The 21,004-nt window shown below is 75.6% G+C and carries 18 protein-coding genes; 10 read left to right on the plus strand and 8 right to left on the minus strand.

What is annotated here, in order from left to right:
- The first annotated feature begins 86 nt into the window (after positions 1 to 86).
- Positions 87 to 977, plus strand: a complete 891-nt coding sequence (gene bla, locus FB558_RS17185) for a class A beta-lactamase (protein ID WP_425468056.1) — start codon at positions 87 to 89, stop codon at positions 975 to 977.
- A gap of 76 nt (positions 978 to 1,053) precedes the next feature.
- On the opposite strand, the gene FB558_RS17190 is transcribed toward bla, so the two are convergent.
- Positions 1,054 to 2,874 carry an NHL domain-containing thioredoxin family protein gene (locus FB558_RS17190; protein WP_246106575.1) on the minus strand — a complete coding sequence of 607 codons (1,821 nt, stop codon included), beginning with the start codon at positions 2,872 to 2,874 and terminating at the stop codon, positions 1,054 to 1,056.
- Positions 2,875 to 3,240: 366 nt separating this feature from the next.
- Here FB558_RS17190 and FB558_RS17195 point away from each other — a divergent pair, with 366 nt between their 5' ends.
- Positions 3,241 to 3,897 (plus strand): Fpg/Nei family DNA glycosylase, encoded by a 657-nt coding sequence (locus FB558_RS17195; RefSeq protein WP_246106576.1) that lies wholly within the window; start codon positions 3,241 to 3,243, stop codon positions 3,895 to 3,897.
- Here FB558_RS17195 and FB558_RS17200 read toward each other — a convergent pair.
- The 6 genes from FB558_RS17200 to FB558_RS17225 form a co-directional block, all read right to left on the minus strand.
- Positions 3,866 to 4,603: a phosphatase PAP2 family protein gene (locus FB558_RS17200; protein ID WP_142054716.1), complete on the minus strand. Its 738-nt coding sequence runs from the start codon at positions 4,601 to 4,603 to the stop codon at positions 3,866 to 3,868. The two genes, FB558_RS17195 and FB558_RS17200, sit on opposite strands and share 32 nt — an antisense overlap.
- A 22-nt stretch (positions 4,604 to 4,625) precedes the next feature.
- On the minus strand, positions 4,626 to 6,299 hold the full coding sequence (pgi, locus tag FB558_RS17205) for a glucose-6-phosphate isomerase (protein WP_246106577.1): 1,674 nt from the start codon (positions 6,297 to 6,299) through the stop codon (positions 4,626 to 4,628).
- 63 nt (positions 6,300 to 6,362) lie between these two features.
- Positions 6,363 to 7,574: a WD40 repeat domain-containing protein gene (locus tag FB558_RS17210; protein WP_142054719.1), complete on the minus strand. Its 1,212-nt coding sequence runs from the start codon at positions 7,572 to 7,574 to the stop codon at positions 6,363 to 6,365.
- 61 nt (positions 7,575 to 7,635) lie between these two features.
- A complete protein-coding gene (locus FB558_RS17215) occupies positions 7,636 to 8,430 on the minus strand; it encodes an ROK family protein (RefSeq protein WP_142054721.1) in 795 nt (264 codons plus the stop codon).
- 73 nt (positions 8,431 to 8,503) lie between these two features.
- Positions 8,504 to 8,899: a RidA family protein gene (locus tag FB558_RS17220; RefSeq protein ID WP_142054723.1), complete on the minus strand. Its 396-nt coding sequence runs from the start codon at positions 8,897 to 8,899 to the stop codon at positions 8,504 to 8,506.
- 43 nt (positions 8,900 to 8,942) lie between these two features.
- Entirely contained in the window at positions 8,943 to 9,428 is a 486-nt protein-coding gene (locus FB558_RS17225; protein WP_142054725.1) for an RrF2 family transcriptional regulator, read from the minus strand.
- A 47-nt stretch (positions 9,429 to 9,475) separates the two neighbouring features.
- Here FB558_RS17225 and FB558_RS17230 point away from each other — a divergent pair, with 47 nt between their 5' ends.
- The 8 genes from FB558_RS17230 (at position 9,476) to FB558_RS17265 (ending at position 19,580) form a co-directional block, all read left to right on the plus strand.
- Positions 9,476 to 10,777 carry an SWIM zinc finger family protein gene (locus tag FB558_RS17230; RefSeq protein WP_142054727.1) on the plus strand — a complete coding sequence of 434 codons (1,302 nt, stop codon included), beginning with the start codon at positions 9,476 to 9,478 and terminating at the stop codon, positions 10,775 to 10,777.
- The gene (locus FB558_RS17235; RefSeq protein ID WP_142054729.1) at positions 10,774 to 12,162 is read left to right on the plus strand and encodes a DUF5691 domain-containing protein; all 1,389 of its coding nucleotides are present in this window, start codon (positions 10,774 to 10,776) and stop codon (positions 12,160 to 12,162) included. The genes FB558_RS17230 and FB558_RS17235 overlap by 4 nt, the downstream gene beginning before the upstream one ends.
- Positions 12,159 to 13,250, plus strand: a complete 1,092-nt coding sequence (locus FB558_RS17240; RefSeq protein ID WP_142054731.1) for an ATP-binding protein — start codon at positions 12,159 to 12,161, stop codon at positions 13,248 to 13,250. Before FB558_RS17235 ends, FB558_RS17240 begins: the two co-directional genes overlap by 4 nt.
- A complete protein-coding gene (locus FB558_RS17245) occupies positions 13,247 to 15,421 on the plus strand; it encodes a DUF5682 family protein (protein WP_142054733.1) in 2,175 nt (724 codons plus the stop codon). Before FB558_RS17240 ends, FB558_RS17245 begins: the two co-directional genes overlap by 4 nt.
- On the plus strand, positions 15,414 to 16,574 hold the full coding sequence (locus FB558_RS17250) for a VWA domain-containing protein (RefSeq protein ID WP_142054735.1): 1,161 nt from the start codon (positions 15,414 to 15,416) through the stop codon (positions 16,572 to 16,574). The genes FB558_RS17245 and FB558_RS17250 overlap by 8 nt, the downstream gene beginning before the upstream one ends.
- Before the next feature lie 34 nt (positions 16,575 to 16,608).
- On the plus strand, positions 16,609 to 17,649 hold the full coding sequence (locus FB558_RS17255) for a zinc-dependent alcohol dehydrogenase (RefSeq protein WP_142054737.1): 1,041 nt from the start codon (positions 16,609 to 16,611) through the stop codon (positions 17,647 to 17,649).
- Positions 17,646 to 18,803, plus strand: a complete 1,158-nt coding sequence (dgoD, locus tag FB558_RS17260; protein ID WP_142054739.1) for a galactonate dehydratase — start codon at positions 17,646 to 17,648, stop codon at positions 18,801 to 18,803. The genes FB558_RS17255 and dgoD overlap by 4 nt, the downstream gene beginning before the upstream one ends.
- A 240-nt stretch (positions 18,804 to 19,043) precedes the next feature.
- Positions 19,044 to 19,580 (plus strand): DoxX family protein, encoded by a 537-nt coding sequence (locus FB558_RS17265; RefSeq protein ID WP_211366649.1) that lies wholly within the window; start codon positions 19,044 to 19,046, stop codon positions 19,578 to 19,580.
- Here FB558_RS17265 and FB558_RS17270 read toward each other — a convergent pair.
- On the minus strand, positions 19,551 to 20,933 hold the full coding sequence (locus FB558_RS17270; protein ID WP_142054741.1) for a nucleobase:cation symporter-2 family protein: 1,383 nt from the start codon (positions 20,931 to 20,933) through the stop codon (positions 19,551 to 19,553). The two genes, FB558_RS17265 and FB558_RS17270, sit on opposite strands and share 30 nt — an antisense overlap.
- Positions 20,934 to 21,004 lie beyond the last annotated feature (71 nt).

The raw sequence follows: 21,004 nt of genomic DNA on the forward strand, positions 1-21,004 counted from the left end.
ACCCGCGTGTCATCCTATTTGCGGTATCGCAAGCGGCTTGCTTGCCTGGCCCCGTGATCGTGAACGACGAGAGACATCCCCGCCCCGTGCGCCGCCGTGCCCTGCTCGGAGCGGCGTTGCTGCTGCCGCTCGCCGGGTGCGGCTCCCCGGCGGCGCCCGCCGCACCGCCTGCGCCGGCCCCGCCCGCCGCGCCCCGCACGGACCACCTGGCCGCGCTGGAAGGCCGCTTCGACGCGCGCCTCGGCGTGTACGCGCTGGACACCGGCTCCGGCCGCGAGCTCGCCCACCGCGCCGACGAGCGGTTCGCCATGTGCTCGACGTTCAAGGCGCTCGCCGCCGCCGCGGTGCTGGACGCCACCCCGCCCGAGTACCTCGACCACCGGGTGCACTACCAGCAGGCGGACCTCGCGGCCTACTCGCCGGTCGCCGAGCGGCACGTCGCCGACGGGATGACGATCCGCGAGCTGTGCGACGCCGCCGTCCGCTTCAGCGACAACACCGCGGGCAACCTGCTGCTGGAGGAACTCGGAGGTCCGGGCGGGATCACCGCCTTCGCCCGCTCGCTCGGCGACGACGTCACCCGCCTCGACCGGACCGAACCCGAGCTCAACACCGCGATCCCGGGCGACGAGCGCGACACGACCAGCCCGCGCGCGATCGCCGGCTGCGTCGACGCGCTGGTGCTCGGCGACCGCCTCGACCCGGCCGACCGCGCGCTGCTGACCGAGTGGCTCGTCGGCAACACCACCGGCGCCGCCCGCATCCGCGCCGGCGTCCCGCAGGGCTGGCGCGTGGGCGACAAGACCGGCACCGGCGACTACGCCACCGCCAACGACGTCGGCGTGGTGTGGCCGCCGGACCGGGCCCCGATCGTCCTCGCGATCCTGACCTCCCGGGCCACCGAGGACGCCGACGTCGACGAGGCCCTGCTCGCGGAGGCCACCCGGGTGGTGGTGGCGGAGCTGGCGTGGTGGTGACGGCCGTGGCGTACGTCTGGGACCGATCAACCGGGGGTGCCCGTCCGGCGGAGGGTGGTCGGCCGCGGCGCGGCGGTCACCCCTCGTGCACGGCGCGCAGGTCCAGCACCAGCTCGGCCGGGGCTCCGTCCACCAGCCGCACCGGGATGCCCCAGTCCTGCTGGTAGCGGTGGCAGGCGGCGAAGACGCCGTCGCCGTCGTCGCAGGCGGCGGCGGCCACGCTGACCTGCAGGACGCCCTCGCCCGGCCCGTCGGCGGCGAACCGCAGCGCGCGGTCGAGACCGGGCGCCGTGCCCGTCCCGGCGGCCAGCAGTCCGGGCGGCGACGCGGCCACGGTGAGCGAGGTCGGGTCCCCGAACCGGGTGTCGAGGTGCTGGCCGGTCGGCGGGGTGAAGTCGATCCGCAGCGCGAGCGCGCCGGGGGAGAGGTCGGTGCGGGCGCGCCGCACGCGGTGAGCGCCGGCGTCGACCCGCGTGCTCGCGGGGATCGGGACCCGCACGAGCCGGTGCGCGGCGGACTCGACCACGACGAGGTGCTCGCCGTCGACGACCACGTCGCTCGGCTCGCGCAGGTCGCGGGCGAGGGTGCCGACGGTGCGGGTGGCCGGGTCGTAGCGGCGCACGGCACCGTTGTAGGTGTCGGCCAGGGCCACCGAGCTGTCGGGGAGGACGGCGACGCCGAGCGGGTGCTGCAGCAGCGCCTGGTCGGCCGGGCCGTCGCGGAAGCCGAAGTCGAACAGGCCCTGCCCGACGGCGGTGGCCACCTCCGCCCCGGCCGCCGGGGCGGGCGCCACGGCGCGCAGGGCGGAGGTCTCCGCGTCGGCGACCCACAGCGTGGCGTCGGGCCCGGTCGCGAGCCCGGACGGCTGGGCGAGGAACGCGTCGGCGCGCGGCCCGTCGCGCAGGCCCTCGTTCGTGGTGCCGGCGAGCACGGTGAGCACACCGGTGGCCGGGTCGAACGACCACAGCTGGTGGCTGCCCGCCATCGCGACGACCACGCGGTCCTGCCACCAGGCCAGGTCCCACGGCGAGGACAGCTCGCCTGCGCCCGCGCCGACCTCCACCCGGGTGCGCAACTGCTCGCCGGTCCCGGCGAGCGTGGTGACGGCGCCGTCGGCCAGGCGCAGGCCGCGCAGCGCGTGGTTGACGGTGTCGGCGACGACCACGTCGTACCCGGCCGCCGCGGCCACCGGCTCCGGGAGCAGCAGCAGGCCCTGCGGCTCGGAGAAGCGGGCCGGCGCGTCGGACAGGCCGCGTTCGCCGGTGCCGATCCGCCGCCGCTCGGTGACCAGGTCGGGTTCCAGCTCGACGAGCTGGTGGTGGGCCGTGTCGGACACGAGGAACGTGCCGCCGGGCAGCGCGACCACCTTGCCCGGGAAGCGCAGCGCCGTCGCCGGCTCGGGCGGTGCGACGTAGGGCCCGTCGCCCCTGCGCAGCGTGCCCGCGGCCTCGTGCTCGGCCACCAGCTCCTCGACCAGCACGTCCAGCCCGTGCGCGTGCCCCTCGCCGGAGAGCTGCGCGACGACGTACCCGGCCGGGTCGACGACGACCAGCGTCGGCCAGGCGCGGGCGGCGTAGGCGTCCCACGTCACCAGCTCCGGGTCGTCGAGCACCGGGTGGTGCACCGCGTAGCGCTCGACGGCGGCCTCGACGGCGTCCGGGTCGGCCTCGTGCACGAACTTCGGCGAGTGCACGCCGATGGTCACCAGCACGTCGGCGTGGCGCTGCTCGAGCTCGCGGAGCTCGTCGAGGACGTGCAGGCAGTTGATGCAGCAGAACGTCCAGAAGTCCAGCAGCACGATCTTGCCGCGCAGCTCGGCGAGCGAGAGCTCGGCACCGCCGGTGTTCAGCCAGCGCCGCCCCCGCAGCTCCGGCGCCCGTACCCGTGATCGACCCACGAGCAGGCCAACACGGCGGCCCGCGCCGGTGTTCCGGACGCTCGCACACACCTTCCAGGGCTCGCACACACGACAGGACGTGTGTGCCGGCACGTGGAGGTGTGTGCGGGCGCCGGGTCAGCGATCGTCGGTCTCGCGCTCCTGCTGCTCGCGCAGCGCCGTGCCGGCGGGTTCGGGATCGACCAGCGGGCCGTGGCGGAAACGGCCGTGCCGCGGGCCGGGCCCGCCTCTGCCCCGTCGACGAGGCGGTGATCGGTGCGAGCCGCACGCCAGGCACGTCGGAACGGCCCTCGGGTACTTCTCGCTGCGATCACGGCGCTGTGATCACGGTGAGTCGCACCTCTGGGTGGTTCCTACCGCCGTGGTGTGCTGCTCGCAACGATCGGCCGTCCCGGGGACGGCGAGCGGGGCGGCGGGGAGCCGGAGCGCCCCGACCGCACGCCCCGCAAGCCCGAGTGGGACCGCTTCACCGTCACGTTCACCGACGGCGGGCACCTGCGGCTGTTCGACAAGCGGCGGCTGGGCCGCGTCCGCCTGGAGCCGGACCTGTCCGTGCTCGGGCCGGACGCGGAGACGATCGGCCGCGACGAGTTCCGCACCCGCGTTGCGCGCAGCCGCGCCCCGGTGAAGGCCCGGCTTCTCGACCAGGGCGTGCTGGCCGGGGTGGGCAACCTGCTGGCCGACGAGATCCTCTGGCAGGCCGCCGTCCGGCCCGCCGCGCCCGCCGACGAGCTGGGCGGGCCCGCCCTCGACCGCCTGCACGCCGCGATGGGCCGGGCGATCGGCCGCCCTGGCCCGGTGCTGATCGCTCCGAGCGGCACACGACGGTTGTCGTCACCGCGCTGGTGTGCTTCTCATGCCGATCAGACCCCCGGTGTGCGGCGAGCCGAACACCGGGGGTCTGAGGGGCGACTCGCGCTCGCTGGCCCGCACCGCGGAGAGCGCGCGGGTGCGACGTGCACGCCCGCACCGGAGACGGCGGCGCGCCACCTCAGCCCGGCGTCGCGTCGCTCCCGCGCGTGAGGTGTCGTGCGGAGCGGGCGCGCCACCAGCTCCACACCGCCACGCACAGCGCGAGCCAGGCACCGCCGACGAGCCAGCCGGCGAGGACGTCGCTGAACCAGTGCACGCCCAGGTAGATGCGGGTGAGGCCGACGGCGGCCACCCACAGCGCGGCGCCCAGCACCATCACGACGCGGGCCGCGGGACCGCGGCCCGCCCAGGCGAGCACGACGAGCGTGCCGATCACGACGATCGCCATCGTCGCGTGCCCGGACGGCAACGACTCGTTGCCCGCGTGCACCAGCCGGCCGTCGAGCGGGGGACGGGGGCGGTCCAGCAGCTCCTTGAGCGCGCGGAAGGCGGCGGCCCCGCCCGCCATGGCGACGACGGCGAGCACGGCGTCGGCGCGGCGCCCTGCAGCCCAGGACCAGATCCCGACCGCGGTGGCGAGCAGCGCCATCGACACCGTGCTGCCCAGCTCGGTGACGACGACGGCGAGCGCGGTCAGGGTGTCGGTGCGGGACCGGATCGACCCGCCGAGCAGCTCGCCGTCCAGGTGCGCCGGACCGACCCCGGTGAACGCGGCCCACAGGCCCGCCAGCGCCGCGATGCCCAGCAGTACGGCGACGCCTGCGCCGAGGCCTGGGCGCGGCGCGGGGACGGCCGCGGGCCCGCGCAGCCCGGCCGGTGGCGCCGCGCCCGGCCCGTCGTCGTGCAGTTCCTGCACCCGCTCTCCTCCGATGTGCACGTCAGGCGGGGCGCCCCCGCCACTCCCGGTAGCGGCGCACGAGCGCCGCGGTGGAGGCGTCCAGGCCGGCGGTGTCGGCGGTGTCGGCCGACAGCACCGGGCTGAGCTGCTTGGCGAGCACCTTGCCGAGCTCCACGCCCCACTGGTCGAACGAGTCGACGCCCCAGATCGTGCCCTCGACGAACGTGACGTGCTCGTAGAACGCGATGAGCTGGCCGAGCGTGGACGGCGTGAGCTTCGGCGCGAGGATCGTGGAGGAGGGCCGGTTGCCCGGCATCACCTTGTGCGGCACGACGTCGGCGGGGGTGCCCTCGGCGGCGATCTCCTCGGCGGTCTTGCCGAACGCGAGCGCCTGGCTCTGGGCGAACAGGTTGGACATGAACAGGTCGTGCATGTCGCCCTCACCGGCCACGTCGACGGCGTGGTTGGGCTCGGCGAAGCCGATGAAGTCGGCAGGCACGAGGCGCGTGCCCTGGTGCAGCAGCTGGTAGAAGGCGTGCTGGCCGTTGGTGCCCGGCTCGCCCCAGAAGATCTCACCGGTGCTGGTCGTGACGGGGCTGCCGTCGCCGCGGACGGACTTGCCGTTGCTCTCCATCGTCAGCTGCTGCAGGTAGGCGGGCAGCCGGTGCAGGTACTGGCTGTAGGGGAGCACGGCGTGGGTCTCGGTGCCGAAGAAGTTGGCGTACCAGACGTTCAGCAGGCCGGCGATGACCGGCAGGTTCTCCTCGAGCGGAGCCTTGCGGAAGTGGGAGTCCATCGCGTACATGCCGGCGAGGAACTCGGCGAACTGCTCCTTGCCGATCGCGACCATGAGCGAGAGCCCGATCGCGGAGTCGAGGGAGTAGCGGCCGCCGACCCAGTCCCAGAAGCCGAACATGTTGGCCTCGTCGATGCCGAACGCGCTGACCTCCTTCGCGTTCGTCGACACGGCCACGAAGTGCTTCGCGACGGCCGACTCGTCGCCGAGCCCGTCGACCAGCCACTGCCGTGCGACCTTGGCGTTGGTCAGCGTCTCCAGCGTGGTGAACGTCTTGGACGAGACGATGAACAGCGTGGTGGCCGGGTCGAGGTCACGGGTGGCCTCGGCGACGTCGGTCGGGTCGATGTTGGAGACGAACCGCATGGTGAACGAGCGGTCGGCGTAGGCGCGCAGCGCCTCGTAGGCCATCACCGGCCCGAGGTCGGAGCCGCCGATCCCGATGTTGACGACGGCGCGGATCCGCTCGCCGGTGTGCCCGGTCCACGCCCCGGACCGCACCGCGTCGGTGAACTCGCCCATCCGCCCGAGCACGGTGTGCACCTCGGTGGGCACGTCCTGGCCGTCGACGGCCAGCGCCGTGGCCCGCGGCGCCCGCAGGGCCGTGTGCAGGACGGCGCGGTCCTCGCTGGTGTTGATGTGTGCGCCCGCGAACATCGCCTCGGTGCGCTCGGGCAGCCCGGCGGCCCGGGCGAGCGCGGTGAGCAGCGGCAGCGTGTCGCGGGTGATGCGGTGCTTGGAGTAGTCCAGGACGAGGTCGGCGCCTGCGGCGGTCAGGGCGGTGGCGCGCTCCGGGTCGTCGGCGAACAGCTCACGCAGGTGCCGGCCGGACACCGCGGCGTGGTGCTCGGTGAGCGCGGTCCATTCGGGCGTGGCCGTGATGTCGGCGGGCAGGGCGGGGAGGTCGGTTGCGGACACGCGGCCATCCTGCCGCCTCCGCCCGCGTGCCGACGTCCGGGACGCGCCCTCGCCGGTTCGCTCCTACGGCAACCAGCCCAGCAGCTCGTCGACCAGCAGCCCGTCCTCGGGCAGGCGGATCTCGGTGACCCCGCCGTTGCCGAGGTCGTGCAGGTCCAGGCCGAGGGAGCCGGGGCGGCCGGCGTACACTGCGGGATCGTCGCCCGGCGCCCACGCCACGGTGTCCCGCGCGGCGATCGGCGGGGGCCCGGTGTCGAAGGCCGGGGCGAGCTGGTGCACGTCGCCGGTCCGCGCGTCGCGGCGTTCGGTCGGGTGGAGCTCGCCGGACGCGGCCTCCGTGAGCACGACGATGTCGCAGGAACCGGGGACGAACCGGGCACCGAACGCGAGGTCGGCACCCGCCGGTGCGAGCTCGGCCGCCGCCGTCATCGCGGCGCCCGGGTCGCCGGCGGTGAGCGCGGCGGCGTCGACCGCGAAGAGGCCGTTGCCTTCGTCGCGGCCGGGTCCGATGATCACACGACCGCCGCACTCGTCGTGCAGGCGCCAGCGGACGGGGGAGTCGTCGAGCCGCACGGACCCGCCCTCGACGGTCGCGACCGTCGTCGTGTCCGGCGGTACCGGGTCCGGCCGCTCACCCTCCTCGACGCTGATGCTGGAGGGCATCTCCACCACCCGGTCGAACACCAGGCGGGTGCTGTCCACCCAGCGCGGGCAGGTCAGCTCGGAGGACGCGGCGACGCTCGGCACGGGAGCCGCCGGCGGTGGTGCACCCGGAACCGGGATGCTGATCCCGCCGCTGCTCCGGTGGTAGGGCGCGCTGTTCACCTCGTCGATCTGCACCACCGTGCCGTCCAGGCCCGCCACGAAGGTCGTGCGGGCGCCGCGGCTGAACGTCACCAGCCGCCCGCCGTCCGGCGACCACGCGAGGCAGCCGACTCCGGCGCCCCCGGGAACGGGTGCCACGGCGCGCTCCTCCCCGGTGTCCAGGACGCGCAGCGTGAGGCTCCCGTCCTTGCCGGCCCAGGCCAGCGTCGTCCGGTCCGGGGAGAGCGCCGCCTGCTCGACACCGGTGACGACGGTCGTGGTGCGGGGCAGGCCGTCCACGGCGCTGATCGTGAACACCGTGCCGCCTGTCCCGTCGAGGGCGAGCAGCCGACCCGAGAGCGGCGGGCCGGGGGGCCCGGTGACCGGTGGCTCGCCGCCGTCCGAACCGCAGGCGGCGAGCGCGCCGACGAGGACGAGGACACTCGGCAGAAGGGTCAGCCGTCCGGGCACCGCGCCTCCGTCGTCCTGGGGTGTCGAGGATCATGTCACCGGCCAGGAACCGTGCCACCCTTCACGGCGCGCCCGCAGCCGCGACGTGCGGGGCGTCGCTCGTCCGTTCCCACAGGGCGATGCCGCCCAGCAGCCCGGAGATGTTGGGGATCACCGTCCGGTTCGGGCCGATCGTCTCCGGGTCGAGCTTCTTGGCGTTGCCGCCCCCGACGTAGAGGTGGTCGGGCAGCACCATCGCCTCGAACGCGTCCAGCGCCTCGAGCACGCGTGCCCGCCAGGCGTCCTTGCCGATCTTCTGGCGCTCGTTGTCGCCGCAGGCGACCTCGATGGACGTGCCGCCGAACGTGCCGTGCGACAGCTCCATGTGCGGCAGCAGCGCACCGTCGTAGAACACCGCGCACCCGACCCCGGTGCCCAGCGTGACCACCAGTTCCATGCCGTGGCCGGACACGACGGCGCAGCCCTGCACGTCGGCGTCGTTGGCCACGCGCGTCGGCCGGCCGAACCGCTCGGCGAGCGCGGCCTGCAGCTCGAACCCGGTCCACTGGGCCACCAGCTCCGCGTCCGGCGGCAGCCCCGGACCGCGGCGGGAGAACGCGGGCACCTCGCGCACCCGGCCGCTGCGGATCGCTCCCGGGAACCCGACGGACACGCGGTCGTGCGCGGGCTGGGTCGCGGCGAGCGCGGAGAGCTCGGCCAGCAGGACCGGCGGGGTGCACGGGTAGGGGGTCTCGCGGCGGGTGCGGTCGGAGACCATCTCGCCGTCGGGGGACAGCACGATCGCCTTGAGCCCGGACCCGCCGATGTCGATGGCCAGAGTGCGCGGTCCGGTGTCCTTCTCGTACGCCTGCTCCACGTCGCGGGACGGTAACCGGCCAGGGGAACGGCCGCACCTCCCGGCCGCGCGGGCGGGAGGTGCGGCGGGCGCGTCAGCCGCGCACCGCGACGGCGTCGACCTCGAACAGCATCCCCGGCAGGGCGAGCGCGGCCACGCCGATGAGGGTCTGGGCCGGCGGCCGGTCGCCCCAGATGCGGTGCAGGTGCGCGCCCACGACGGCGAGCTTGTCGAGGTCGTGGTCGACGACGTAGGTGCCGAGCCGCGCGACGTCGCCGTAGCCGAGGCCGACGGCGGCGAGCGCCGTGCCGAGGTGCGCGAACGCGGTGTCGACCTGGGTCTCGAAACCGCCCGGGACGGGCTGCCCGGCGGCGTCGGAGCCGTACTGGCCGCCGACGAGGACGAGCTCGCCGCGGACAGCCGCCACGTGGCTGTAGCCGAACGGCACCGGGTCGTGCAGCTCGGTGGGGTTGACGATGGTCAGGGACACGGGTTCCTCCTGGTGGGGGGTGGGTGCGGTCTCGTGGGCGCTCTCAGGTGCGGGACGCCGCCAGCCAGCCGCGGATCCGCTCCGGCACGTCGGGCGCGCGTTCGCGCACCGCTCCCGCGATGTCGGCGACCGTGCGCGCGGCCAGCGCGGAGCGCCAGGCGAGCTCGGCACCGCGCATCGCCTCGTCGATGAGGCACGGGCCCGGATCGGCCGCGGGGTCGCCGGCCCCCGGCCCGCGACGGCGGATCTCCGCGCACCGGAACGCCGGGTCCGGGCCCTCGATCGCGACGACCACGTCCATGAACGTGATCTGCTCCGGGGGGCGGGCCAGCCGGAACCCGCCCCGCGGCCCGGGCACCGACACGACGATCCCGGCACGGGCGAGCGCCTGCAGCTGCTTGTTGAAGTACACCGGCGGGAGATCGTGGTAGGCGGCGAGGCGGGCGGCGGGCACGGCCCGACCCGCGCCGCCGAGCGCGAGGTCGACGCAGCAGTGCAGGGCCCACTCGACGCCCTCGCCCATCCGCATACCTGGATACTACTTATCCAGGATGGCTCCGCTCTAGGCTGACGCCGATGGCCTGGGACGAGGAACGCGTGCTCGCCCTCGCGCCCGATCCGGCGTCGGGGGCCGCCGGCCGCGGCCTGGCGGTGCCCGCGCGGTGGACGGGGCTCGGGGCGTCCGACGCCGCCGTGTGGGGCGCGTGCCGGGGCAGCGGGACGAACCCGTACCAGGTGTGCGTCGATCTCGGGGGAGACCTCGCGCCGGCTGCGTTCCGGTGCTCGTGCCCGAGCCGCAGGTCCCCGTGCAAGCACGCGCTCGGCCTGCTGCTGCTGTGGGTGCAGGACGCGGTCCCGGCCGCCGCCGAGCCGGAATGGGCGCGCGCGTGGCGGGCCGAGCGGGCCGGGCGCCGGAGCGCTCGCGCGCCGGGGGCGCCGCCCCGCGACCCCGAGGCCGCCGCGCGGCGGGCCGAGCAGCGGGCGCAGCGCGTCGAGGCGGGTGCGGCCGAGCTGCGGGAGTGGCTGGCCGACCGGATCCGCGGTGGCCTGGGCAGCGCGGCGAGCGACGGTGCGGAGGAGCTCTACGGCGTGGCCGCGCGGATGGTCGACGCCCAGGCACCCGGCCTCGCGAGCGGGTTGCGCCGCGCCGCCGCCGGGATCGGGCGGGGGCGCGACTGGCCGGGCCGGCTGCTGTCCGAGCTCGCCCTGCTGCACGTGCTCGCCGAGGCGGGCGCTCGGCTCGCGGAGCTGCCCGCCGACCTCGCCGCCACCGTCCGCACCCGGCTCGGCTTCCCCGTCGAGACCGCCGACGTCCTCGCGAACGGGGAGCGCGTGGCCGACGACTGGCTGGTCGCGGGCGTCGCCGACGAGGTGACCGAGCGGCTCACCACCCGCCGCACCTGGCTGCGCGGGCGGGCGAGCGGGCGGCCGGCGCTGCTGCTGTCGTTCGCACCGCCCGGCCAGCCGCTGCCCGGGGTGCTGCCGGTCGGCCACCGCGTCCGCGGTGAGCTGGCCTTCTACCCCGGCACGGTCCCGCTGCGGGCGCTCGCGGCCGACGTCGACGAGCCCGTCCGGTCGGAACCACCGGTGGGCGACGGGGTCGGGGCGGCGTGCGCGTCGTTCGCGGCGGCGCTGGCCGCCGATCCCTGGCTGGACCGCTGGCCCCTGCTGCTCGCCGGCGTCGCCCCGGTGCCCGACGGCGACGGCTGGGCGCTCGTCGACGCCGACGGAGCCGCGCTCCCGCTGGCCGAGCGCGCCGACCCGTGGCCGCTGCTCGCGGTGTCGGCGGGCGCCGGGGTGACCGTCGCCGGCGAGTGGACGGGCGGCGGCCTGCGTCCGTTGACGGTGTGGGAGCAGGACCGGGCGGTACGGCTGTGAGCGCGTGGGACGAGCTGGTCGCCGCAGCCCTGCTGGGTACGCAGCGGCGGCGGCCCGACCCGGCCGCGCTGCCGGCGCCGGTGCGACCGCTGGCCACCGGTGAACCCGAGGCCGCCCTCCTGCGGGCCGCCGCGGTGCTCGCGAACTACCGACGCGCCGGGCACGCGCCGGCGCGGCCGCAGGCACGGCTGCCGGTGGCCCCGCGGGACGAGCGCCCGCTCGTGCCGCCGCTCGCGCGCAGACGCCTGCCGCGGCTGCCCGCGGACCTGCTCCCCGAGTGGCTGACCGCGGTGCACGAGGCGGGTCTGCGGGTGCCGCCCGAGCAGCTGCCCGCGCTCGCCGAGGCAGCGCGCACGCGGGTGGCCCTGCGGGCGCCGCTCGCCGCGGTCGCGGGTCCGGCGGGCAGCTGGCTGGGGGAGCGCAACCCGGCGTGGTCGTTCCTGGTGTCCGCGCCCGCCGGCGCCGACGTCTGGGAGTACGGCAGCGCGCGGCAGCGCCGCGAGTGGCTCGACCGGACGCTCGAGGAGGACCCGGCCGCCGCCCGGTCCGCGCTGGCGGCGACCTGGGCGCGCGAGCCGGCCGGCGTCCGCGCGGAGTTCCTCCACGTGCTGGGCGAGCACCTGACCGCCGACGACGAGCCGTTCCTGGAGACCGCGCTCGACGACCGCGCGGGACCGGTGCGGGTCGCGGCCGCGGACCTGCTGGCGCGGCTGCCCGGCTCGCGCCTCGCGGCACGGATGCGCGAACGGGCCGCGCGGCTCGTGCGGCCGGACGGCGACGCCCTGCGCGTCACGCCGCCCGACCCCGCCGACGCCGCACTGCGACGTGACCTCCCCGGTGGGGGCGACCTGGTGCGCGGCGTCGTCGCCGCCACCCCGCTCGCCCACTGGGCGCCCTACGGCGCCCCCGCGCAGGTGCTCGCCCGGCCCGTCACCGGGGCCGACCCGCGCGTGCTGCACGCCGGCTGGGCGAGCGCCGCAGGCCGGCAGCGTGACACCGGCTGGGTCGCCGCCGCACTCGACGCCGCGGGCCCGCAGGACGGCGCCGTGGCGGGGATGGTGCGCCTGCTGCCCCCGCAGCTGCACCGCGCCGCCGTGTCCGCGTTGGCCGCGAAGCTCGCCCCGCCGACGATGGCCGCCGCGGTGGCAGACCTGCCCGCCCCCTGGTCGGTGGAGCTGGGCTCGGCCGTGCTCGACTGGCTCGCCACCCACCCCGGCGACCGCGGGCTCGGCGCCGCCGCCCGCGCCGCCGGCAGCACCGTTCCGACGCCCTGCCTGCGCCATCCGATCGCCACCGCGCCCGTCCCGGTGGGCGCCGCCCCGTGGTGGCGCGCGCTCGGCACCACCCTGACCGTCCGCCGCGAGATGCACGAGGAGCTGCGATGACCGAGGTGTCCGAGGTCCTGCGGCCGCACGCCGAGCAGGACCACGCCGACGAGCTGGCCGCGCTGGCCGCCGTCGACGACCGGCCGCGCCCGCCGTCATGGCGGCTCTCGCCGTGGGCGGTGGTGACCTACCTGCTCGGCGGCACGCTGCCCGACGGCACCGCGATCACACCCAAGTACGTCGGGCCCCGGCGGCTGGTCGAGGTGGCGGTGGCGACGCTCGCCACCGACCGCGCGCTGCTGCTGCTCGGCGTGCCCGGCACCGCGAAGACCTGGGTGTCCGAGCACCTCGCCGCCGCGATCAGCGGGGACTCCACGCTGCTCGTGCAGGGCACCGCGGGCACCGCCGAGGAGGCGATCCGCTACGGCTGGAACTACGCGCGCCTGATCGCAGAGGGCCCCAGCCCGGCCGCGCTCGTCGAGAGCCCGGTGCTGCGCGCCATGCGCGACGGGAAGATCGTCCGGCTCGAGGAGCTCACCCGCATCGCCGCGGACGTGCAGGACTCGCTGATCACGGTGCTGTCGGAGAAGACGTTGCCGGTGCCCGAGCTGGGCACGGAGGTGCAGGCCCGGCCCGGGTTCAACCTCATCGCCACCGCGAACAACCGCGACCGCGGCGTCAACGAGCTCTCCAGCGCCCTGCGGCGCCGGTTCAACACGGTCGTGCTCCCGCTGCCGGAGTCCGCCGAGGCCGAGGTGGAGATCGTGACGCGTCGGGTGGCGCAGCTGGGGGCCTCCCTCGAGCTGCCGTCGGAGGTCGCGGGGCTCGCGGAGGTCCGCCGCGTGGTCACGGTGTTCCGCGAGCTGCGCTCGGGGCGCACCGAGGACGGGCGCACCGCGGTGAAGTCGCCGTCGGGGACGCTGTCCACGGCCGAGGCGATCAGCGTCCTCACCGGCGGTCTCGCGCTCGCCGCGCACTTCGGCGACGGCGTGCTCCGGGCCCAGGACGTGGCCGCCGGCATCCTCGGGGCCGTCGTCAAGGACCCGGTGGCCGACCGCGCGGTGTGGGTGGAGTACCTGGAGACGGTCGTGCGCGAGCGCGAGGGGTGGGCCGACTTCTACCGGGCGAGCCAGGAGATCACGGGGTGACGACCCGGCTGTTCGGGGTCCGCCACCACGGTCCCGGCTCCGCGCGGGCGCTGGCCGCGGAGCTGGCGGCGTTCGCCCCGGACATCGTGCTGGTCGAGGGGCCGCCGGAGGCCGACGCGGTGGTGGGGCTGGCCGGCGACCCGGACCTCGAGCCGCCGGTCGCGCTGCTCGCGTGGACCGTCGACGACGTCTCCCGCGCCGCGTTCTGGCCGTTCGCGGTGTTCAGCCCGGAGTGGCAGGCGATCCGGTACGCGGACGCGGCCGGCGTCCCGGTGCGGTTCTGCGACCTGCCCGCCGCGCACCAGTTCGCCCTCGGCGGCCGGCCCGGTGGCTCGGGCGACCCGCTCGCGCGCCTGGCCGCCGTCGCCGGGTACGACGACCCCGAGCGCTGGTGGGACGACGCGATCGAGCACCGCCGCGGGAGCGAGCCCGCGTTCGCCGTGATCGCCGAGGCCATGGCCGCGCTGCGGGCCGACGACCCGCCCGACTCGTACGACGCGCGGCGCGAGGCGTACATGCGAACGGTTCTGCGGCGCACCCGCAAGGAGGGCCACGAGCGGATCGCGGTCGTCTGCGGTGCCTGGCACGTGCCGGCGCTCACCGACCCGCTGCCACCGGCGTCCCGCGACCAGGCCCTGCTGCGGGGGCTGCCGAAGCGCAGGACCGCGTGCGCCTGGGTGCCGTGGACGCACGGGCGGCTCGCCACCGCGAGCGGCTACGGCGCAGGCGTGACGTCCCCGGGCTGGTACCACCACCTGTTCACCACCGAGGAGGACGTGACAGCGCGCTGGCTCGCCGCGGTGGCCGGGGTGCTGCGCGCCGAGGACCTGCCGGTCTCCACCGCGCACGTGATCGAGGCCGTGCGCCTCGCCGACACCCTCGCCGCGCTGCGCGACCGGTCCTCGGCCGGGCTCGCGGAGGTCACCGAGGCCACGCTCGCCGTGCTGTGCGGCGGCGACGAGGTGCAGCTCGACCTCGTCACCCGCAGGCTGGTGGTCGGCGAGCGGATGGGCGCCGTGCCCGCCGACGCCCCGCAGACGCCGCTGGCCGCCGATCTCGCCGCCACCGCCCGGCGGCTGCGTCTGCGCCGCGAGCCGCAGCCCCGCGAGCTGGACCTCGACCTGCGCACGCCCGGTGGTCTCGACCGTTCGCGGCTGCTGCACCGGCTGCGCCTGCTCGGGATCGGATGGGGTCGCCCCGCCGTGAGCGCCCGGCGCAGCACCGGCACGTTCCGCGAGACCTGGGAGATCGCCTGGCAGCCGGAGTTCGAGGTCGACCTGGTGGCCGCCGGGGTGTACGGCACCACCGTAGCCGGGGCGGCGGCCGCGCGCGTCCGCTCGGCGGTCGCGGACGCGCCTGCGCTCGCCGACGTCACCGCGGCCGTCGAGCGGTGCCTGCTCGCCGACCTGCCCGACGCGCTGCCGGACGCGCTCACCGCGCTGGACGCCCGGGCCGCGGGCGACGCCGACGTCGCGCACCTCATGGCCGCCTTCCCGGCGCTGGCCCGCGCCACCCGCTACGGGAACGTGCGCGGCACCGACACCGGCGCGCTGCGGACCGTGGCCGACCGGGCGCTCGACCGCATCTGCGCGGGCCTGCCGCCGGCCGCGCACGGCATCGACGACGACGAGGCGGCACGCCTGTCCGAGCTGGTCGACGGGGTGCACGCGGTCACCGGCCTGCTCGGCGACGGGGCAGGTGACCGCTGGCTCGTGGCGCTGGTGCGGCTCGCGGACCGGCCCGCGCTGCCGCCGCTGCTGGCCGGGCGGCTGGCCCGGCTGCTCGCCGACGCCGACCGCATGGCCGTCGACGAGGTCGAGCGACGCCTGGCCCGCGCCCTGACGCCCGGCACGCCCGCGGCGCAGGCCGGCGCGTACGTCGAGGGGTTCTTCGCCGGGGGAGCGCTGCTGCTGGTGCACGACGACCGGCTGCTGCGCGTCGTCGACGGCTGGCTCGCCGAGGTGCCCGAGGCGCAGTTCGACGAGGTGCTGCCGCTGCTGCGGCGCACCTTCGGCGCGTTCGCCGACCCGGAGAAGCGCGCGATCGGGGAGCGCGCCGCGGCGCTCGCCGGTGCCACCCCGGCCGCACGCGGCGTCGAGGAGATCGACGAACGGCGCGCGGAGCTCGTGGTGCCGGTGTTCGCGCGGCTGCTGGGGGTGGGGCATGGGTGACGACGAGCGGCTGCGGCGGTGGCGGCTGGTGCTGGGCGCCGGCGCCGACGACACCGCCGACGGCACGGGTGCGGGCCTCGGCCCCGAGGACCGTCGCCTCGACGCCGCGCTCGGCGCCCTCTACGACGGCGACGGCGCGGGCGAGTCCGGGCCGCGGACGGGCGGCCTGGGCGGGTCGGCGCCGCAGGTCGCGCGCTGGCTCGGCGACATCCGCGAGTACTTCCCCACGCCGGTGGTGCAGGTGATGCAGCGCGACGCCGTCGAGCGCCTCGGCCTCACCCGCATGCTGCTCGAACCCGAACTGCTGGCCGCGGTCGAGCCGGACGTCCACCTCGTGGGCACCCTCCTGTCGCTGCGCGGCGTGCTGCCCGAGGAGACGAAGGAGACCGCCCGGACGGTGGTGCGCACCGTCGTCGCGGAGCTCGAGCGCCGCCTCGCCGACCGGATGCGCGCCGCCGTGACCGGAGCGCTGGACCGCTCCACCCGCACCCGCAGGCCCCGGGCCGGTGACATCGACCTGGCCCGCACGATCCGCGCCAACCTGCAGCACTTCTCCCCGGACCTGGGCACCATCGTGCCGGAACGGCTGATCGGGCACGGCAGGCGCAGCGGCAGCGTGGAGCGCGACGTGGTGCTCGCGGTCGACCAGTCCGGGTCGATGGCCGAGTCGGTGGTCTACGCCGGGCTGTTCGGCGCGGTACTCGCCTCGATGCGGGCGCTGCGCACCCACTTCGTCGCGTTCGACACGGCGGTCGTCGACCTCACCGACGACCTCGGCGACCCCGTCGAGCTGCTGTTCGGCACGCGCCTGGGCGGCGGCACCGACATCAACCGCGCGGTGGCCTACTGCCAGGCCCTGATCACCCGGCCCACGGACACCCTGCTCGTACTGATCAGCGACCTGTACGAGGGCGGCGACCGCGCCGAGCTGCTGCGCCGGGTCGCCGCGCTCACCCGCGCCGGGGTGCAGGTGGTGGCGCTGCTCGCGCTGTCGGACTCCGGCGCGCCGGCCTACGACCACGACACCGCCGCGGCGCTGTCCGCGCTGGGCGTGCCGGCGTTCGCCTGCACGCCGGAGCTGTTCCCGGACCTGATGGCCGCGGCGGTGCGGGGGGAGGACATCACGCGGTGGGTGGCGACGACGCTCGCCTGACACAGGCTCCCGTGGACATCACTAGGTTGTGCACATGCGTGCGCTGGTGCTCTCGGACTTCTGGAAGCTGACCGTCGACGACGTGCCCGAGCCGCAGCCCGGCCCCGGCGACGTCCTGATCGAGGTGCTGGCCACCGGGATCTGCGGCTCCGACATCCACGGCTACACCGGTGAGAACGGGCGGCGCATCCGCGGGCAGGTGATGGGCCACGAGACGGTCGGGCGGGTGCTCTCCGTGGGCGCCGAGGCCGGCGACGGGATCGCGGTGGGTGACGCCGTCACCGTCAACCCGGTGCTGTGGTGCGGCCGGTGCCGCCAGTGCGCGGCCGGGCGCGAGCAGGCGTGCCCGGACAAGCAGGTCGTCGGCGTGACGCCTGCGCTCACCTCCGCCTTCGCCGAGCGGATGGCGGTGCCCGCGCGCAACGCGGTGCGCCTGCCGGACGGGATGCCCGTCGAGCACGGCGCGCTCGTCGAGCCGCTCGCCGTCGGCTACCACGCGCTGGTGCGCGGCGGGTGCGGTGCGGGCGACGCGGTCCTCGTGCTCGGCGGCGGGCCGATCGGGCAGGCCTGCGTGCTGGCCGCGCAGCGCATGGGCGCCGAGCGGGTGGCCGTGTCCGAGCCCGCGCCGCAGCGCCGGGAGCTCAACGCGCGGCTCGGTGCCGCCACGATCGACCCGGCAGGCGCCGACGACGTCCCCGCCGCCGTGCGTACCGCGCTGGACGGGGACCCCACGCTCGTGGTCGACGCCGTCGGCAGCGCGCGCACCCTCGCCACGGCCTTCGCCACCGCGCCGATCGGGGCCACCGTGGTGCTGGTCGGGATGGGCGCGCCCACCCTGGAGCTCGCCGCGTACGAGATCTCGACGAAGGAGCGTTCGGTCGTCGGCAGCTTCTGCTACAGCGCCGCCGAGTTCCGCGACACCGCGCAGTGGGCCGCCACCGCACCCGACGCCCTCGACGCGCTCATCGAGGGTCGCACCGACCTCGCCGGTGGTCCCGGCGCCTTCGAGGCGCTCGCCAAGGGCACGGACCCGGCCAGCAAGGTGCTCGTCCTCCCGCAGGGCGGGAGCCGGTGAAGATCGTCGGGTACGAGCTGTTCCTCGTCGAGCCGCGGTGGCTGTTCCTGCGCCTCGACACCGACGAGGGCGTCAGCGGCTGGGGCGAGCCGATCGTCGAGGGCCGGGCGGCCACCACCGCGCGCGGCGTCGAGGAGGCGATGGAGTACCTCGTCGGCCAGGACGCGAGCCGCATCGAGGACCACTGGCAGGTCCTCACCAAGGCCGGGTTCTACCGCGGTGGCCCGGTGCTCGGCTCGGTCACCGCAGGCATCGACCAGGCGCTGTGGGACATCGCGGGCCACGCCCTCGGCGTGCCGGTGCACCAGCTGCTCGGTGGCCCGGTGCGCGACCGCGTCCGGGTGTACGGCTGGGTGCACGGCAGCGAGCCCGCCGAGCTGGCCGACGCCGCGCGGGCGCAGGTGGAGCGCGGCCTCACCGCCGTGAAGATGAACCCCTCGGAGCTGCTCGCCCCGCTGGACACCCCGGCCGCCGTCCAGCGCGTCGTCGACCGCGTCGCGGCGGTGCGCGACGCCGTCGGCCCGCAGGTCGACGTCGCGATCGACTGCCACGGGCGGTTCTCCACCGCGATGTCGCGCCGCGTGCTGCCGCTGCTGGAGCCGCTGCTGCCGCTGTTCGTCGAGGAACCGGTGCTGCCCGAGCACACCCGCGACCTGGACGCCGTGGTCCGCTCCACGACGATCCCGGTCGCCACCGGGGAGCGCCTCTTCTCCCGGTGGGACTTCCGGGCCGCCTTCGAGGCGGGCATCGCCGTCGCCCAGCCGGACGTGAGCCACGCGGGCGGCATCTCCGAGACCCGCCGCATCGCCGCGATGGCCGAGGTCCACGACGTCCTGCTCGCCCCGCACTGCCCGCTGGGCCCGATCGCGCTCGCCGCGAGCCTGCAGGTCGACTTCGCGACCCCGAACTTCCTGATCCAGGAGCAGTCGCTCGGCATCGGCTACGGCGACGACAGCGCCGACGTCGGGGGCCTGCTCGGCTACCTCGTCGACCCCGCCCCGTTCACGTTCGTCGACGGTTCCATCGCGCGGCCCACCGCTCCCGGCCTGGGCATCGAGGTGGACGAGGCGGCCGTCCGGCGGGCCGCCGAGCGCGGGCACGCCTGGCGCACGCCGTTGTGGCGCCACGCGGACGGGTCGCTCGCGGCCTGGTAGCGGCACCGGGTGACCACGTGTGGTCACAGCTTGATCACGATGAGCGGTTCATCACGCGGGGCTACTGGGCGAGTACGTGCAGTTGCACGTTCGCCTCGTTTTCACAGCACAGCTCGTCGCGTGCAACCGTTCGGCCGTCGCGAGGCTCCGCTGACCGGACGTGATCGACCGCCTCCGTCGGGTTAACTGCTGTCACTCCACGAGGCAGTTCGATCACACACCGTTCCGGAGGTCAGCCCGATGAACCGACCGCTCCCCATGCCCGCGCGTGACTGGGCGCTGCTGTTCGCGCGCGTCCTCCTCGGCGTGGTGATGTTCGCCCACGGCTACCAGAAGATGGTGATCAACGGCATCGGCCGCACCACCGAGGGGTTCGAGAACCTCAGCATCCCGCTCGCGATCGTGTCGGCCTCGTTCGTCACGGTGGTCGAGTTCGCCGGCAGCGTGCTGCTGATCCTCGGCGCCCTCACCCCGATCATGTGCGGGCTGCAGCTCTTCATCATGGTCGGCGCCGCGGTGTTCGTGCACGGCGCCAACGGGATCTTCATCTCCAACGGCGGGTGGGAGCTCGTCGGCGTGATCGGTGCGGGCATGATCGCCATCGCCGCGGCAGGGCCCGGGCGCTACAGCGTCGACCACTACATCCGCGGCCGCCAGGCCCAGCACCGCCGGGACATGGAGCGGATCACCGCGCCGCACACGCCGCACCCGTCGCCCGCGCTCTCGCCGGCGACGACGCACTTCTCGTCATCGCACCTCCTGGGTGGGCGCCGCTGAACCACCGTCCTCGCCGGGTGGGGTCGTCCCGTGGGGGCGGCCCCACGGCACGTGGTGGAACAGCAGGTTCAGCGCGAACGCGACGATCGCGCACGACGTGATCGACGAGCCGATCACGATCTGCAGGTTGCCCGGCACCTGTGCGTAGAAGGACGGGGCCACCACCGGCAGCATCCCGACGCCGAGCGAGATCGCCACGATCATCAGGTTGTCGCTGCCCTCGAAGTGCACCTTGTGCAGCGTGCGGATGCCCACGGCCGTCACCGTCGCGAACATCACCAGGCCCGCGCCGCCGACCACCGGTCCCGGCAGCGAGGCCACCACCTCGCCGAACTTCGGCACCAGTCCCAGCACCAGCAGCGCGGCACCTGCCACCGCGGGGACGTAGCGGCTGCGGACGCCGGTGAGCTGCACCAGCCCGACGTTCTGGGCGAAGATCGTGTCGGGGAACGAGTTGAGCACGCCGCCGAGCACCCCGGACAGGCCGTCCGCGGCCAGTCCGCGCGCGATCCGCTTCGGCGGCAGGTCCTCGCCGGTCATCTCGCCGACGGCGAGCATGTCGGCGGTCGACTCGGCGAAGATCACGAGCATCACCACGCACATCGAGACGACCCCGGCCACGGGGAACTCGGGCGGGCCGAACAGGAACGGCGCGGCCATGCCGAACCACGGCGCGCTCGCGACGCCCGAGAAGTCGGTGAGGCCCAGCGGGATCGCGACGAGCGCGCCGACCAGGAGGCCGGTGAGCACCGCGATCTGGCCGACGAACCCGCGCACGAACCGGGTGATCAGCACGATCAGCACCACGATGCCGCCCGCCAGCGCGAGGCCGGTGAGGTCGCCGTAGTCGGGCGCGGTGGGGTCCTGGCCGGCGATGAGCCCGGCCGCGGCCGAGATCAGCGACAGCCCGATGATCGTGATCACGCTGCCCGTCACGACCGGCGGGAAGAACCGGATGATCGAGGAGAACGGCACCGCGATCAGGACGCCGAAGATCCCGGACGCGATCATCGACCCGTAGACGCCGGGAAGGCCGAAGTTCTGCCCGATCAGGATCATCGGCGTGACGGCGGCGAACGTGGCGCCGGTGACCACCGGCAGCCGCACGCCGAGGATCTTCCCGACGCCGAGGGTCTGCAGCAGGGTGATGATCCCGGCCACGACGAGGTCGGCGTTCACCAGCAGGCCGATCGTGCGGGTGTCGAGCCCGAGCGCGCTGCCGACGATCAGCGGCACCGCCACGCAGCCGGCGTACATCACGAGCACGTGCTGCATGCCCAGCACGAGCAACCGGCCGGGCGGGGGCACCTCGTCGACGGCGCTGCGGGCCGGCTTCGTGGGACTGTCGGTCATGCGCGGAACCTAGGACCTGCCGGTCACATCCGTGTGACGTGATCGGAACGGCCTCGGTGCGCGATGCGAGG

The sequence above is a fragment of the Pseudonocardia kunmingensis genome (genome assembly GCF_006716445.1).
Taxonomy (GTDB): Bacteria; Actinomycetota; Actinomycetes; order Mycobacteriales; family Pseudonocardiaceae; genus Pseudonocardia; species Pseudonocardia kunmingensis.

Coding starts and splice junctions, on each gene's coding strand:
- FB558_RS17255 (WP_142054737.1), top strand. CDS start 16,609: ATGCGTGCGCTGGTGCTCTCGGACTTCTGGAAGCTGACCGTCGACGAC.
- FB558_RS17250 (WP_142054735.1), top strand. CDS start 15,414: ATGGGTGACGACGAGCGGCTGCGGCGGTGGCGGCTGGTGCTGGGCGCC.
- FB558_RS17240 (WP_142054731.1), top strand. CDS start 12,159: ATGACCGAGGTGTCCGAGGTCCTGCGGCCGCACGCCGAGCAGGACCAC.
- FB558_RS17225 (WP_142054725.1), bottom strand. CDS start 9,428: ATGCGGATGGGCGAGGGCGTCGAGTGGGCCCTGCACTGCTGCGTCGAC.
- FB558_RS17270 (WP_142054741.1), bottom strand. CDS start 20,933: ATGACCGACAGTCCCACGAAGCCGGCCCGCAGCGCCGTCGACGAGGTG.
- FB558_RS17230 (WP_142054727.1), top strand. CDS start 9,476: ATGGCCTGGGACGAGGAACGCGTGCTCGCCCTCGCGCCCGATCCGGCG.
- FB558_RS17265 (WP_211366649.1), top strand. CDS start 19,044: ATGAACCGACCGCTCCCCATGCCCGCGCGTGACTGGGCGCTGCTGTTC.